Annotated in this window: 14 protein-coding genes; 1 reads left to right on the top strand and 13 read right to left on the bottom strand. The window is 69.3% G+C overall.

The annotated features are described in order from the left end of the window. Positions 1-104: 104 nt before the first annotated feature. The 6 genes from rsmH to dksA form a co-directional block, all read right to left on the bottom strand. Positions 105-1,028 (bottom strand): 16S rRNA (cytosine(1402)-N(4))-methyltransferase RsmH, encoded by a 924-nt coding sequence (gene rsmH, locus ACODT0_RS06250; RefSeq protein ID WP_261211332.1) that lies wholly within the window; start codon positions 1,026-1,028, stop codon positions 105-107. A gap of 8 nt (positions 1,029-1,036) precedes the next feature. Beyond that, positions 1,037-1,465: a division/cell wall cluster transcriptional repressor MraZ gene (gene mraZ / locus ACODT0_RS06245; protein ID WP_057597021.1), complete on the bottom strand. Its 429-nt coding sequence runs from the start codon at positions 1,463-1,465 to the stop codon at positions 1,037-1,039. 272 nt (positions 1,466-1,737) lie between these two features. Beyond that, positions 1,738-3,060 carry an ATP-dependent protease ATPase subunit HslU gene (hslU, locus tag ACODT0_RS06240; RefSeq protein ID WP_057597020.1) on the bottom strand — a complete coding sequence of 441 codons (1,323 nt, stop codon included), beginning with the start codon at positions 3,058-3,060 and terminating at the stop codon, positions 1,738-1,740. Between the two features lie 11 nt (positions 3,061-3,071). Then, positions 3,072-3,617 carry an ATP-dependent protease subunit HslV gene (gene hslV, locus ACODT0_RS06235; protein ID WP_057597019.1) on the bottom strand — a complete coding sequence of 182 codons (546 nt, stop codon included), beginning with the start codon at positions 3,615-3,617 and terminating at the stop codon, positions 3,072-3,074. Positions 3,618-3,675: 58 nt separating this feature from the next. Next, positions 3,676-5,337 carry an STAS domain-containing protein gene (locus tag ACODT0_RS06230; RefSeq protein WP_261211336.1) on the bottom strand — a complete coding sequence of 554 codons (1,662 nt, stop codon included), beginning with the start codon at positions 5,335-5,337 and terminating at the stop codon, positions 3,676-3,678. Between the two features lie 46 nt (positions 5,338-5,383). Continuing rightward, on the bottom strand, positions 5,384-6,418 hold the full coding sequence (dksA, locus tag ACODT0_RS06225; protein ID WP_261211337.1) for an RNA polymerase-binding protein DksA: 1,035 nt from the start codon (positions 6,416-6,418) through the stop codon (positions 5,384-5,386). A gap of 362 nt (positions 6,419-6,780) precedes the next feature. On the opposite strand from dksA, the gene ACODT0_RS06220 reads away from it, so the two are divergent. Then, positions 6,781-8,229 carry a YdgA family protein gene (locus ACODT0_RS06220; RefSeq protein WP_489040880.1) on the top strand — a complete coding sequence of 483 codons (1,449 nt, stop codon included), beginning with the start codon at positions 6,781-6,783 and terminating at the stop codon, positions 8,227-8,229. Between the two features lie 52 nt (positions 8,230-8,281). Here the strand turns inward: ACODT0_RS06220 and ACODT0_RS06215 are convergent, their stop codons facing one another. The 7 genes from ACODT0_RS06215 to ACODT0_RS06185 form a co-directional block, all read right to left on the bottom strand. Beyond that, positions 8,282-9,334, bottom strand: a complete 1,053-nt coding sequence (locus ACODT0_RS06215) for a CobW family GTP-binding protein (protein WP_057597015.1) — start codon at positions 9,332-9,334, stop codon at positions 8,282-8,284. Between the two features lie 121 nt (positions 9,335-9,455). After that, positions 9,456-10,679 carry a class I SAM-dependent rRNA methyltransferase gene (locus tag ACODT0_RS06210; protein WP_489040879.1) on the bottom strand — a complete coding sequence of 408 codons (1,224 nt, stop codon included), beginning with the start codon at positions 10,677-10,679 and terminating at the stop codon, positions 9,456-9,458. Then, positions 10,676-11,722 carry a tyrosine recombinase XerC gene (locus tag ACODT0_RS06205; protein WP_057597028.1) on the bottom strand — a complete coding sequence of 349 codons (1,047 nt, stop codon included), beginning with the start codon at positions 11,720-11,722 and terminating at the stop codon, positions 10,676-10,678. Before ACODT0_RS06205 ends, ACODT0_RS06210 begins: the two co-directional genes overlap by 4 nt. Next, positions 11,706-12,365, bottom strand: coding sequence for a YdcF family protein (locus ACODT0_RS06200; RefSeq protein ID WP_489040877.1), 660 nt, complete (start codon positions 12,363-12,365; stop codon positions 11,706-11,708). The genes ACODT0_RS06205 and ACODT0_RS06200 overlap by 17 nt, the downstream gene beginning before the upstream one ends. Beyond that, a complete protein-coding gene (locus ACODT0_RS06195; RefSeq protein WP_261211342.1) occupies positions 12,362-13,063 on the bottom strand; it encodes a DUF484 family protein in 702 nt (233 codons plus the stop codon). Before ACODT0_RS06195 ends, ACODT0_RS06200 begins: the two co-directional genes overlap by 4 nt. Beyond that, positions 13,060-13,935, bottom strand: coding sequence for a diaminopimelate epimerase (gene dapF / locus ACODT0_RS06190; RefSeq protein ID WP_489040876.1), 876 nt, complete (start codon positions 13,933-13,935; stop codon positions 13,060-13,062). Before dapF ends, ACODT0_RS06195 begins: the two co-directional genes overlap by 4 nt. A gap of 93 nt (positions 13,936-14,028) precedes the next feature. Next, entirely contained in the window at positions 14,029-14,850 is an 822-nt protein-coding gene (locus ACODT0_RS06185; protein ID WP_093353337.1) for an alpha/beta fold hydrolase, read from the bottom strand. Positions 14,851-14,863: the final 13 nt, after the last annotated feature.

Below are 14,863 nucleotides of genomic sequence, written 5' to 3'. Positions count from 1 at the left end.
GCGGCCTCCCCGTTCGCCGCGCGTGGCGGGCGCAGAAGGCACGAAGCCGCCCGGGATGCGGCGGCTGGAAATCGGGCGGCCGAGGCCGTGGACGCGGGGCCGTGTCATGGCGTCTCCGTTCGTTCGGCCACGCGCAGGATCGCGCTGCGCGAGCGCGGATTGCCGTCGACCTCGGCCTCGGAGGGCTTGATGCGCTCGAGCGCGCGCAGCCGCATCGCCTTCGGCGCCGCGAACGGCGCGCGGCGGTCGTAGACCTCCTTCGAGTGCTTCGCGATGAACTGCTTCACGATCCGGTCTTCGAGCGAATGGAAACTGATCACCGCGAGCCGGCCGCCGGGTTGCAGCACCGACAGGCTCGCCTCTAGCGCCTGTTGCAGCTCTTCAAGCTCGGCGTTGATGAAAATCCGAAGAGCCTGAAATGTGCGCGTTGCAGGGTTCTGGCCCGGCTCGCGGGTTTTGACCGTGCCAGCCACGAGCTCGGCCAGTTCGGTGGTGGTTGAAATTGCGCCCCGTTCTTGTCTGCGAGCAACAATCGCCTTTGCAATCTGAACAGCAAACCGTTCTTCGCCATAGTCACGGATCACCTCTGCAATTTGTTGGAGTTCTGCCGTTGCCAGCCACTCGGCCACGCTCTCGCCGCGCGTGGTGTCCATGCGCATGTCGAGCGGGCCGTCGAAACGAAAACTGAAACCGCGCGCCGGGTTGTCGATCTGCGGCGAGCTCACGCCCAGGTCCAGCAGCACACCCGCCACGCTCGCGCCGGGCAGCTCGCCCAGCGAACGGAATCCCTGGTGCCGGATGGAAAAACGCGCATCCGAGATGCGCGCTGCTTCGGTCACCGCTTCCGCATCCTTGTCGAAGGCAATCAACCTGCCTTCCGGCGCCAGCCGCGCGAGGATCGCGCGCGAATGCCCGCCCCGGCCGAAGGTCGCGTCCACGAAGGTGCCGGGCGCGGCCGTCTGGCCTGCGAGAAGGGCTTCGACCGCTTCGTCCAGAAGAACGGTCGTGTGGGTCCATGCGGTATTCACGATGCCCCTCAGAACGCGAAGTCCTGAAACACATCCGGCATTTCGCCCTGGGTGGCCTCGGCCTCCTTGGCCTCGTAGGTGGCCTTGTCCCAGAGTTCGAAATGGTTGCCCATGCCCAGCAGCAGGGTGTCGCGCGTGATGCCCGTGGCCGCACGCAGTTCGGGCGACACGAGGATGCGGCCGGTGCCGTCCATCTCGACGTCCATCGCGTTGCCGAGGAACACCCGCTTCCACCACTGCGCCGACATCGGCAGCGCGGCGATCCGCTCGCGGAACTTCTCCCATTCCGGGCGCGGGAACACCATCAGGCAGCCATGGGGGTGCTTGGTGATCGTGAGCTGGCCGCCCGCCGTGGCGCTCAGGACGTCGCGATGCCGGGTCGGCACCGAAAGCCGCCCCTTGGCATCCAGACTGAGCGATGACGCGCCTTGAAACACGACCGAGAAACCCCTGTGGTGGGAAGGCCGCAGCGCCCGAAGGGCACACTACTCGCACTTTTTCCCACTTAACTGCACTTTTTTGCACTGTAGCAGGAAACACTTCCGGCGCAACCAGGCGTGCGGGGTATTTTTTGTAATGGAATCAACGACTTAGCGCCGATTCCAAGATTCTGGAATCGGCGAATTTCGTTGAGGAAGAAGGACTTAGCTCACGCAGTGAATGTGATGCGTGAAGCATTACCCCTGTAACAGGGGCAAGGGCGGCGACTTCAGAGGATGAAGCGCGACAGGTCTTCGTCGTGACTTAGTGCCGCCAGGCGCTGGTCCACGTAGGCGGCATCGATGCGGATCGTCTGGCCCTCGAGACGGGCCGCGTCGAAGCTTACTTCATCGAGAAGACGCTCCATCACCGTCGACAGGCGGCGCGCGCCGATGTTCTCGGTGCGCTCGTTGACCTCGAAGGCGATGCTCGCGAGACGGGTCACGCCCTCGGGCGTGAAGTCGAGCGTGACGCCCTCGGTGGCCAGCAGCGCCTGGTACTGCTTCACGAGCGAGGCGCGGGTCTGCGTGAGGATGCTCTCGAAGTCCGCCACCGAGAGCGACTGCAGCTCGACGCGGATCGGGAAGCGCCCCTGCAGCTCGGGAATCAGATCGCTGGGCTTGCTCAGGTGGAAGGCGCCGCTCGCGATGAACAGCATGTGGTCGGTGCGCACCACGCCGTACTTGGTGCTCACGGCCGTGCCCTCGACCAGCGGCAGCAGGTCGCGCTGCACGCCCTGGCGCGAGACGTCGGTACCCTGCGCCTCGCTGCGCGTGGCGACCTTGTCGATCTCGTCGATGAACACGATGCCGTTCTGCTCGGCGTTGGCGATCGCCTGGGTGCGGATCTCGTCCTCGTTCACCAGCTTGGCCGCCTCCTCGTCGATCAGGAAGCGCATCGCCTCGGCGATCTTGAGCTTGCGCGTCTTGCGCTTGCCCTGGCCCATCTGGCCGAACATGCCCTTGAGCTGCTCGGCCATCTCCTCCATGCCGGCGGGGCCCATGATCTCGAGCGGCGCGCGCGTCTCGACCAGGTCGATCTCGATCTCCTTGTCGTCGAGCTGGTGCTCGCGCAGCTTCTTGCGGAAGGCCTGGCGCGTGGCGTTGCCGCTGTCGGGCGCGGTACCGTCGGCCAGCCGCGCGGGCGGCAGCAGCACGTCGAGGATGCGCTCCTCGGCCGCGTCCTCGGCGCGCGCGCGCACCTTGGCGCTCTCGGTCTCGCGGGTCTGCTTGACGGCGATCTCGGCCAGGTCGCGGATGATCGAGTCGACGTCCTTGCCGACGTAGCCCACCTCGGTGAACTTGGTGGCCTCGACCTTGATGAAGGGCGCATCGGCCAGCCGCGCGAGGCGGCGCGCGATCTCGGTCTTGCCCACGCCCGTGGGGCCGATCATGAGGATGTTCTTGGGCGTGATCTCGGCGCGCAGCTTGTCGTCGACCTGCTGGCGGCGCCAGCGGTTGCGCAGGGCGATGGCCACGGCGCGCTTGGCCTGCGGCTGGCCGACGATGTGGTTGTCGAGCTCGGAGACGATTTCCTGGGGGGTCATGGACATGGTGGCGGGCCTCAGAGCGTCTCGACGGTGTGGTTCATGTTCGTGTAAATGCAGAGTTCGCCCGCTATCTCCAGCGATTTCTTCACGATCTGCTCGGCCGTGAGCTCGGTGTTGTCGAGCAGCGCCTTGGCCGCCGACTGCGCGTAGGCACCGCCCGAACCGATGGCGATGACGCCGTTCTCGGGCTCCAGCACGTCGCCGTTGCCGGTGATGATCAGCGAGGTGGTGGCATCGGCCACCGCCAGCATGGCCTCGAGGCGGCGCAGCACGCGGTCGGTGCGCCAGTCCTTGGTCAGTTCGACCGCGGCACGCGACAGGTGGCCCTGGTGCTTCTCGAGCTTGGCCTCGAAGCGCTCGAACAGGGTGAAGGCGTCGGCCGTGGCGCCGGCGAAGCCGGCCAGCACCTTGCCGTGATAGAGCCGCCGCACCTTGCGCGCCGTGCCCTTGATGACGATGTTTCCGAGTGTGACCTGCCCGTCCCCGCCGATGGCGACCTGGTCGCCCTGGGGGGTCTTGCGGCGCACGCTCACGATGGTGGTGCCGTGAAATTGTTCCATCGCAGCCATCTGGGGCCTGGACGGGGCAATGCAAGTCCGCGCAGGACGGCTTGGAAGCCTAGTTCTTGCGCACCGCGACCGTCGCGTGGTCGGCGATGCCCACCAGGCCGAACAGGGTCGCGATCAGCCGGTGCGCGTCGACGAACTGCACCCGCTCGCCCTTGGCGTCGCGCTCGCGCACCCAGCCCAGCAGCGCGCCGGCCGCGGCCAGGTCCATGCGCAGCAGCGCGGCGCAGGAGATCACCGGCGCGGTGCCCCCGCGCAGGTCGGCGTCGAGCCGCTGCAGGTTCGAGGGCGCCTCGCCGCGCAGGTCGCCCGCGAGCGCGGCGAAGCCGCTGCCGGCCGAGGGGAAGCTCTCGGACTCGCCGCCCACCGACAGCAGCGACCAGACCGAGCCCATGCGCGACGGCGTGGACACCGGCGCGGCCACGGCGCTGTATTCACCGCGCGGGTCCTGCCAGGACGGCGGCGACACCTCGTAGGTGATGCAGTAGTTGAGCGCCACCAGCTCGAAGTCGTCGGGCAGGTGCATCAGGCGCAGCGCGGCCATGTGCAGCTGCCACCAGACGTCGTCGATGCCGCGCTCGTTGTTGGGCGCGGACTCGGCCAGCACCGCCAGCAACTGCGCCGCGCCGATGAAGCGCAGCTTGACCGGCGAATCGGCCCAGTGCGCGAACAGCACGCGCAGCGGCGCCGCGGCATCGGAGCCGATCGCGCCCAGCGCGCGCCAGTCGAGCGTCCAGACCGAGCCGGCCTGCGACAGCGCCCGCGTGAGCGCCACCAGGCCATCGCGCCCCAGCTTCGCCGGCGCGGCCCAGTCGGCGGCGCCTTCGGCGGGAGCGCTGTCGCCCTCCTCGCTGGCCGCCACCGCCTTCACGCTGCGCGCCAGTTCGTCGAGCGCCACCCAGTCGGGGCCCATGCGCCGCATGCGCTGGGCATAGCGCATGCGCGCGGCCGCGAACTTGGCGGCGTCGCCGGTGGCGCGGTAGAGGTCGAACAGCGCGCGCCAGCGGGCGTCGTCGCGCTCGACCGTCGCGGCATGGGTCTCGTCGGTGCCGCTTGCGCCCTCGGAGGCCAGCGCCTGCAGCAGGATCGCCTCGGCACCGACGTCATCGCCGTGCGCGAAGCGGATCACCGCCTCCTCGAGCGCGCCGTCCTGCGCGAGCCGGCTCGCCATGTGGCTGCCGCTCGGCGAGGCCGTGGCCACGGCCGCGGGCGCCACCGGTGCGGGCACCGGCCGGGAGGGCGGCTCGAGCAGCGCGTCGGTGTCCGCCGGCGCCAGCGTCTCGGCGCCCGCGTCGGGCGGCGACTTGACCAGCGTCTCGCCGTTCGGCCCGCGCCCCTTCCACCACTGCTGCGACATCTGCTCCTCGATCTCGTCGATCTTCTTGAGCGTGAGCGCGCGGCCCTCGGATTTCTCCGAGGTGCTGTTGATGTTGAACGACGACGGCGTGACCGTCGCGTCGAAGGCGTGGGCGGCGGCCTCGCGCTGGCGCAGCTTGCGCAGCATGTCGAACTCGCGCCGGCGCACGAAATCGTTGCGCTGGCGCCGCTCGATCATCTCCTTGAGCATTTCCCGGCTGTAGGCCGGGTCGGGCAGCGAGGAGTCGGAGGCGTTCGAATTCGAGGGGGGGTTGTCCAGCTCCGACCAATCCTTGAGCGGATTGCGGACGAACTTCGCCACCTTGGAGAGCAGGCGGCCCGTTTCTTCCTTTGGCATTCGCGGGCGATGGACGACGGTCGGGGCCGGGCCGGAGAACCGGCGCTCAGTCCCCGAACATCTTCTGCTTGAGCTCGCGGCGCTGCTGCGCTTCGAGCGACAGCGTGGCGGTCGGGCGGGCCAGCAGGCGGCCGACGCCGATCGGCTCGCCGGTTTCGTCGCAGTAGCCGTAGTCGCCGGCGTCGATGCGCTGGATCGACTGCTCGATCTTCTTCAGCAGCTTGCGTTCGCGGTCGCGGGTGCGCAGTTCGAGGGCATGCTCTTCCTCGATGGTGGCGCGGTCGGCCGGATCGGGCACGACCACCGTGTCTTCACGCAGGTGCTCGGTGGTTTCGCCGGCATTCTCGAGAATGCCGCGCTTGAGTTCGACGAGCTTCAGGCGGAAGAACGCCATCTGCTTTTCGTTCATGTACTCGGAATCGGGCATCGCGATGACTTCGGCATCGCTGAGTTCTTCGACGGACTTGGTCTTCCAGTTGTTGGCCAACTTCGGATCTTTCTTCACATTCACGGGGGGAGGCGGCACCAGCGCCTGCGAGGCGGTCTGGATAAAGCTGGACTTGGCGGCGGTCGATGCCACCGATTGCGGCATCGAGGGCACCGTCAGTTGCGACAGGCGGGACACCCGGCCGCCGCGGGCGGGAGCGGGCGCGGCCGTTGCCGTGGCGACTTCGGGCTCGGGGGTCGAAGGTGTCGCCGGGGCGGGGGAAGAGGCGGCAGCCGTTTTTTTCATGGGGATCGAGGGAACAGGTGAAACGGCACGCGGGCCGACGGGTTTGGTGGACGATGGACCCGCTTTGGCTGTCTTGCTCGCGCTCTTGGCCGGGACGCTTGCCGCCGGCTCGCTGGCAGGCTTGGTGGCGGGATGAACTGCTTTCTTCGCCGTTGCGCTCGCGGCCTTGGCCGTGGGCGTTGCGGTCTTCTCTGTCTTGACGCTCTTCGCTGCGGCGCCTTCCTTCTTCGCCACGGTCGCCGTCGCGGAAGATGCTTTCTTGGCCGCCGGTACAGCCGGCTTCGCGGCCGTCGCCTTGGTGGCGTCGGTCCTGGATGCTGGCGTGGCCTTGGCGGCGGGCTTCTTCACGGTGACTGGCTCCTTGGACGAACTGGAACGCGCTTTCACTGGTGTCTCCTCCCATGGGAGCCACTGCGGACCTGGTCGGCCGCGCGGGCTCCACGTTGTCGAGGGCATCCGCCGGTCGGCGAACCCCGGGGTTATACCCCCGAAAGCCCGCCGCAAACATGCGGCGCCCTCCTGTCGTCGACCCCTGCCGCCCCCTTGCGGGGGGACCTGGCGTTTTCAACAGGCGCGCGATTGTATAGAGAACTCGAATGCGCGGGCGATGCGTTTGACCCCCACGGCGCTCCGGTAGCATCGCGCCGCGCCGGCGGAGGGCCGGCGCCAGGGGCCTCATGGCCCCGGATACCCCTACAAGAAAGCCGAACTTGAGCAAGAAGACCGTCCTGGGAGTCCTGGCCGCCGCGATCGCGCTGGCCTATGCCGGCAGCACCTGGTGGGCCGGCAACAAGGTGAAATCCGTCTATGACAACGCCTTCGCGGAGCTGCCGGAGCAGACCGCGCTGGTGCGCGTGGTCGAGCGCGGCTACGAGCGCGGTTTCCTCGGCGCGGTCAGCACCGTGACGCTGGAACTGGGCTGCCCGGCCGATGCCGCGCGGCCCGAAGCCTCGGAAGACGACGACGGCGAGGACGCCGCGCCAGCCCCGGCCAAGCCGCTGCGCCTGAGCTTTCGCGACACCATCCGCCACGGCCCGCTGGCCGGCGGCAGCCTGGCCGCGGCCACCATCGACAGCGAACTGCGGCTCGACATCAAGGGCCAGGCCGAGGCCAGGAAGGTGTTCGGCGACGCCCGGCCGTTCAGCGCCCACACCCGGGTCGGCTTCGACGGCGGCTACGCCAGCGAGATCGCGCTCGCGCCCGGCCAGTTCGTCGACGAGGACAGGACCCGCGTCTCCTGGCAGGGCGCGCAACTGCGCGTACGGGTCGACGGCGCGCGCACCGAGGCGCACTACGAACTCGCCCTGCCCGGCTTCGAGGCCGCGGACCTGCGCAACGGCGTCAACCTCAAGATGGGCAAGCTCGGCGCCCGGGCCGACCTCGACATCCGTCACGGCTGGATGCTGGCCACCGGCAAGAGCACGGGCCGGCTCGAGGCGCTGGAATTCACGGCGACCGGCAGGAAGGCCGATCCCGACGCCGCCCCCGCCAGGCCCTTCCCCGCCATCGTGCTGCAGGGCCTCGACGCCGCCAGCGACGCCACCATCGAGAACGGCCTCTACGCCGGCACCGCCACCTTCAAGGGCACGGGCTCGGTCGGCGCGACGCGCATCGACGACTTCGAGATGGTCAGCAGCATGCGCCGCATCGACGTCGGCGCCTACCGCAAGCTGGCCGAGATCTGGACCCGCTCGGCCGCCGCCAACGGCTGCATCCGCGGCGGCAAGGCCTCGCAGGCCGCGCTGCGTGCGCTGCTCGACCGGGTCGCGCCCGACCTCAAGACCATGGCCAGCCACGGTCCCGAGATCGGCCTCGACCGGCTGCGGCTCGAGATCGATGGCCAGCACGCCGAGTTCAGCTATTCGGCCGCCATGGCCGGCGTGACCGAGGAGGACCTGCAGCTGCCCGGTAGCGCGCTGATGCTCAAGCGCGGCGTGCTCAAGGCCGACGCGCGGCTGCCGGTGAAATGGATCGAGAAGATCGCCGGGACCGCGAGCGGCGACCAGGCCGCGTCCCCCGAAATGGTCGCGCTGATGATCGAACAGTTCGAGCAGCAGGGCTACCTCAAGCGCGCGGGCGACGACGTGACCAGCCAGGTCGAATTCAGCGACGGCCAGCTCAAGCTGATCGGCAAGCCCGTCGAGCTGCCCGCCAAGTAAAAAGGCGCCGGGCCTCGCGGCCGGCGCCTTTTCTTCATCGGGAAGCCTCAGCTCACACCAGGCACTGCTCGAGCCCCTGCTCGAGAATCTCGCGCGGCAGCTCAATGCCGATGAACACCATGCGGCTCTCGCGCTGCTCGTCCTTGCCCCATTCGGGACCGAGGTCGCTGCCCATCAGCTGGTGCACGCCCTGGAAGATCACCTTGCGCTCGGTGCCCTTCATGTTGAGCACGCCCTTGTAGCGCAGCATGCGCGGGCCGTAGATGTTGACGATCGCGCCCAGGAAGTCTTCCAGCTTGGCCGGGTCGAAGGCGCGGTCGGCCTTGTAGACGAAGCTCTTGACGTCGTCGTCCGTGTGGTGATGGTGGCCGTGGCCCTCGTGCTTGTGCGAGGGATGGTCGCAATGCTCGCCATGCGCGTGGTCATGGTCGTGATGGTCGTGGTCGTCTTCCTTCAGGAAGTCGGGGTCGATGTCGAGCTTGGCGTTCAGGTTGAAGCCGCGCAGGTCGAAGATGTCCTTGAGCGGCACGTCGCCGAAATGCGCCTTCTGCTGCGGCGCGCGCGGGTTCATGTGCTTGAGGCGATGGATCAGCGCCTCGGTCTCCTCGGCCGACACCAGCTCGCTCTTGCTGATGAAGATCTGGTCGGCGAAGCCCACCTGGCGGCGCGCCTCCTGGCGGTCGTTGAGCTGCTGCGGCGCGTGCTTGGCGTCGACCAGCGTCAGGATCGAGTCGAGCAGGTAGCTCTCGGCGATCTCGTCGTCCATGAAGAAGGTCTGCGCCACCGGGCCGGGATCGGCCAGGCCCGTGGTCTCGATCACCACGCGGTCGAACTCCAGCAGGCCCTGGCGCTTCTTGGCGGCCAGCAGCTGCAGCGCCTCGCGCAGGTCTTCGCGGATGGTGCAGCAGACGCAGCCGTTGCTCATCTGCACGATCTGCTCCTTCGATTCGGTCACGAGGATGTCGCTGTCGATGTTCTCCTCGCCGAACTCGTTCTCGATGACCGCGATCTTCTGGCCGTGGGCCTCGGTCAGGATGCGCTTGAGCAAGGTCGTCTTGCCCGAGCCGAGGAAGCCGGTGAGGATGGTGGCGGGAATCAGGGCCATGGGGTGCTCCGGAAGCGGAAAACGGATGGAATGGATCGGAAAGCGGGAAACTGGCGGGCAGTGTAGCCAGTGCCACTGAGTTGCGTTGCCGCGGGGGCCAAGCCCCCTTCGGTCGGCACGGTCAAGCGGGTTTTCGTACCACCGCCAGCCCCTTGAGGTACTCGCCCTCGGGGAATTCGATGGTCATCGGATGGTCGGGCGCCGCGCCCAGGCGCTCGGCGATGTAGCCGTCCACGCCGGCATCGAGCCCGGCCGAGGCCACGATCTTGTGGAACAGGTCGGCGCCCACGCCGCCCGAGCACGAGAAGGTCAGGAGCACCCCGCCCGGCTCGAGCAGCTTGAGCGCGAGCCGGTTGATGTCCTTGTAGGCGCGCGCGGCGCGCTCGGCATGCGCCACCGTGGGCGCGAACTTCGGCGGATCGAGCACGATGGCGTCGAAGCTGCGCCCCTGGTCGAGGAACTCGCGCAGCACGGTGTTGACGTTGGCGTCGAGGAACTCGGCCTCGAAGCCGTCGGCCGCCGCGTCGAAGCCGTTGAGCGCCAGGTGGCCGCGCGCGCGCTCGAGCGCCGGCAGCGAGGAATCGACCGACACCAGCGAGGCGCCCTTCACCGCGTCCGCCGCCTTCAGGCCCGCGAGCGCCGCCACCGTGAAGCCGCCCGTGTAGCAGAAGCAGTTGAGCACGCGCCGGAAGCGCCGGTGCCGCGCCATCTCGGCAAAGCGCCGGCGGCTGTCGCGCTGGTCGAGGTAGAAGCCGGTCTTGTGGCCGGTGGCGATGTCGAGCGACAGCTTCCAGTCGTGCTCGCGGATCACGATCTCGGTCGCCTCGTCCTGTCCGCGCAGCCAGCCCGTCACGGGCTTGAGCCCCTCGCGCTCGCGCCCGCTGGCGTCCGAGCGCTCGTAGAGCTTCGACAGGCCGGTCGCCTTCAGCAGCGCATCGGCCAGCACGGCTTTCCAGCGCTCCACGCCGGCCGACAGGAACTGCGCCACCAGCGTGTCGCCGTAGCGGTCCACGATCAGGCCCGGCAGGCCGTCGGCCTCGCCATGCACCAGCCGCACGCCGTCGCTCTGCAAATCGAACAGGCCGCGCGCCGCGACCGCGCGCGCCACCACCGACGCGAGAAAGGCCGCGTCGATGCGCTGCGTCTCGACGAAGCTCCAGGCACGCGCGCGGATCTTGGAATCGGGGCTGAAGGCCGCCCAGGCGAGGAAGGCACCGTCGTGCGATTCGATGCGCACGGTCTCGCCGGCATCGGCGCCGCCGCGCGCGATGGCGGATTCGAACACCCAGGGATGGCGGCGCTGCAGCGAGCGCTCCTTGCCGGGCTTGAGTCGGAGGGTTTTCATGTTTTCTTGTCGGGGGTTTTCCTGGCGCCACGGCTGCTGCCACTGCCGCCATCGTCGTCGCGGGCCCGCGCGCGCGGATGCGCCGCATCGTAGGCGCGCGCCAGGTGCTGGAAATCGAGCCGCGTGTAGACCTGCGTGGTCGCGATGTTCGCGTGCCCCAGCAAGTCCTGCACCGCGCGCAGGTCGCTGCTCGACTGCAGCACGTGGCTCGCGAAGGAATGGCGCAGCATGTGCGGATGCACCGGCGTCGCGAGGCCGGCCTTGAGGCTGCGCCCGCGCAACAGCTTCCACACCGCCTGCGACGACATGCGCACGCCCTTGGCGCTGATGAAGAGCGCCGCCGCCTCGGCCGGCTCGCGCAGGGTGGCGGCCGTGAGCGCCGCGCAGTCGCCGCGCACCGCGAGCCAGGCCGCCAGGGCCTCGATGGCCTTCGAGCCCACCGGCACCATGCGGCGCTTGCTGCCCTTGCCGAGCACGCTGGCCTCGTGGGCGTCCATGTCGATCCAGCCGCGCGCGGTCTGGCTCGCGCGCGCGTCGAGCCCCGTGAGCTCGCTCACGCGCAGGCCGCAGCCGTAGAGCACCTCGACGATCGCGCGGTCGCGGGTCTCGGTCCAGGGATCGGCCTCGGTGTCGTGCAGCTCGGCCAGCCGCACCGCGTCGTCCACGCCCAGCGCCTTGGGCAGCGGACGGTCGGCCTTGGGCGCGTGCACGTCCTGCACCGGATTGAAGCCGATCAGCTTCTCGTGCCCGAGCCAGCGGTAGAAGCTGCGCCAGCACGACAGCACCAGCGCGATGCCGCGCGGCTCGCGGCCCGAGCCATGCAGCTGCGCCATCCAGCGGCGCACGTGCGCGGTCTGCACGCGATCCAGCGGCAGCTTTGCCTCGGCCGCGTTCGCCGCCAGTTCCTTCAGGTGGTAGCTGTAGAGCTCGAGCGTGCGCGCCGACAGCCGGCGCTCCACGCGCACGTACTCCAGGTATTTCTCGATCCAGCCCGAGTCGGCGGGCGGGGCCTCGGCCCCGGCCGCGCTAGAAGAGGTAGCCATGCGCGGCATTGTTCACGACCGCGAGCGGCTCGCGCAATGCGCCCTTGAAGACCATGCCCCAGCGTCGCCAGCAGCTCGAGGGCGCGGCCGCGTACTGCACGTCGAAGGCGCGGTCGAAGCCGCTGTTGCGCGCCAGCCGCTTCACGCGCCACAGGTGGTAGGGCTCCGACACCACGATCACGCTGCGCACGCCGGCCGCCTGCAGCATCGGCGCCGAGAGCGCGAGGTTCAGCCGCGTCGAGCTCGACACCCGCTCCTGCCGCATCGGCCCGGTATGGCCCACGGCGCGCGCATGATGCTCCATCACCTCGGCCTCGATGCGGCCGTCCTCGCTGTCGACGCCGCCCGAGAACAGCAGCTCGCGCGCCAGCCCGGCGCGCGCCAGCGCCACGCCCTCGTCGACGCGCCCGGTCAGGCAGGGATTGGGCTTGCCGCGCAGGTAGGCGCGGTTGCCGAGCACCAGCGCGGCGTCGGCCGCGCGCTGCGGCGGGTTGGCGAGCGCCTCGCGCGCGCCCTGCCACACCACGGTCCAGGCGGCCGCATAGACCACCACGCCGACGCCGAACACCGTCCAGGCCGCGACCCGCAGCACGCGCGGCACCCGGCGCCACAGGCGCCCCAGCGCCGCGACGGAACGGATCAAGGCCGCAGCCGCGACAGCGCGCCCGAGGCCAGTTCGGCGATGCGCTCGAGGAAGTCGGTGCCCATCTCGGCGTTGAAGCGCTGCGCGTCGGGCGAGGCCAGCACCAGCAGGCCGAAGGCCGGGGCATTGGGCTCGGCGCGCAGCGGAATCAGCGAGATCGAGGCCGCGGCATTCGGCTCGGGCAGCCAGTTGGCCGCCTCGAAGCCCGCGTTCAGGCCGCAGTACGGCGCGGTCAGCGAGGTCGCGAGCGCCTTCACGTCGTCGCTGACCCACTGCGCATAGGCTTCGTTGAGGTATTCGGTGCCGCAGTCCCAGACCTTGATGGCCGTCTGCGGCACCAGGAACAGCGACTGCAGGTCGACCGCGATGCGGTAGGGCAGGCTGCGCGGGTCGCGCGTGGTCAGGAGGCCCGCGGTCCAGCGCTGCAGCCGGTCGGCGATCACCACGTTCTCGGTGCCGTGGCGCACCATGTCCATCACGCGGTGCTCGAGCGCCTTGATCTTCTCGCGCAGCATCTCGGCCTGGCGCTCCTGCAGGCTCACGGCGCGGTTGCCGTGCGGGCTGGTGAGCTGCACCTGCGCCAGCAGCTGGGCATGGCGCTCGAAGAAGTCGGGCGTGTTCGCCAGGTAGTTCGCGATGTCGTCTTCGGTGATCGGGTTCATGGCGTTCGCGTCTTGGTTGTTCGTGAAGGAGGTCATGGCAGGTCCGGCACCTCGATGTCGCCCTCGAACACCGTGGTGGCCGGGCCCGTCATCAGCACCGGCCGGCCCTCGCCCTGCCATTCGATGGTGAGAATGCCGCCGTGCGTCTGCACGTCGACCCGGCGGTCCAGCAGCCCGAGCCGGATGCCCGCCACCACCGCCGCGCAGGCGCCGGTGCCGCAGGCCAGGGTTTCGCCCGCGCCGCGCTCGAACACGCGCAGCTTCACCTGCGTGCGGCTCACGACCTGCATGAAACCGGCGTTCACGCGCTGCGGAAAGCGCGGATGGTGTTCGATCTGCGGCCCCTGCTCGGCCACGGGCGCGGTCTCGACGTCGTCGACGAGCTGCACCGCGTGCGGGTTGCCCATCGACAGCACCGCTACCGAAACGATAGCGCTCTCGGCCTGCGTGCCCAGCGCCAGGTGCCAGGTGTGCCAGCCGCCCTCGGGCTGCGGATCGAGCCCGGCGGTGTCGAAGGGCACGCGCTCGGGTTCGAAGATCGGCGCCCCCATGTCGACCGTCACGCGGCCGTCGTCGCCCATGCGCGGCTCGATCACGCCGGCCAGGGTTTCGACGCGCACTGTGTTCTTGTCGGTCAGGCCATGCTCGCGCACGAAGCGCATGAAGCAGCGCGCGCCGTTGCCGCACTGCTCGACCTCGCCGCCGTCGGCGTTGTGGATCACGTACTGGAAGTCGGTGCCCGCGGCGCGCGCGGGCCGCACCGTGAGGATCTGGTCGGCGCCGACGCCGAAATGGCGGTCGGCCAGGAAGCGGTACTGCGCGGGGGTGAGGCCCAGCGTGCCGCGGGTTTCGTCGAGCACGACGAAATCGTTGCCGGCTCCCTGCATCTTGGTAAAGCGGATTCGCATCGACGGATTATCGCCAGCGGCACCGGCCCTGGCGCCAGCGGGCCCAAAGGAAAAAACGGCCGGGCGCCGCCGCCGCGCCCGGCCGCCCCCCGCTCAGCCCTGCACGAAGCCCAGCAGGTCCGCGTTCACGCGGTCGCGGTGCGTGGTGCAGGTCGCATGCGGCGCGCCCGCGTACACCTCGAGCCGGCTGCCCGCGATCAGCTCGTGCGCCAGCTTGCCCGTGGCCTCGAAGGGCACGACCTGGTCGTCGTCGCCGTGGATCACCAGCGTGGGCACGTCGATCTTCGCCATGTCGGGGCGGAAGTCGGTCTCGGAGAACGCGGTCACGCAGTCGATCGTCGCCTTCAGCGAGGCCTGCAGCGCGATCTGCAGCGTCTGCTTGAACACGCCCTGCGACACCGCCGCGCCCGGCCGGTTGGTGCCGTAGAAGATGGTGCTGAAGTCGTCGAGGAACTGCGCCCGGTCGGCCGCGAGGCCGGCGCGGATGCCGTCGAACAGCGACTTCTCGGGACCCACCGGGTGGTCGGCCGTCTTCATGAACAGCGGCGTGACCGCGCTGATCAGCGCCAGCTTCGCCACCCGCGCCGAGCCGTGGCGCGCGATGTAGCGCGTGACGTCGCCGCCGCCCATCGAAAAGCCCGCGAGCACCACGTTCTTCAGGTCGAGCTTCTCGATCAGCTCGGCGATGTCGTCGGCGAAGGTGTCGTAGTCGAAGCCGGTCCAGGGCTGGCTCGAGCGGCCGAAGCCGCGGCGGTCGAAGGCGATGGCGCGGTAGCCGCGTTCGGCGAAGAACTGCATCTGGCTGTCCCACATGTCGGCGCTCAGGGGCCAGCCGTGGCTGAACAGGATCGGCTGGCCGCTGCCCCAGTCCTTGTAATAGAGCTCGGTGCCGTCGCGAAGGGTCAGTGTGGTCATGGTTTTTCCTTGG

Source organism: Variovorax sp. FG153 (assembly GCF_057809595.1).
This window is presented reverse-complemented; position numbering and strand designations above follow the sequence as displayed.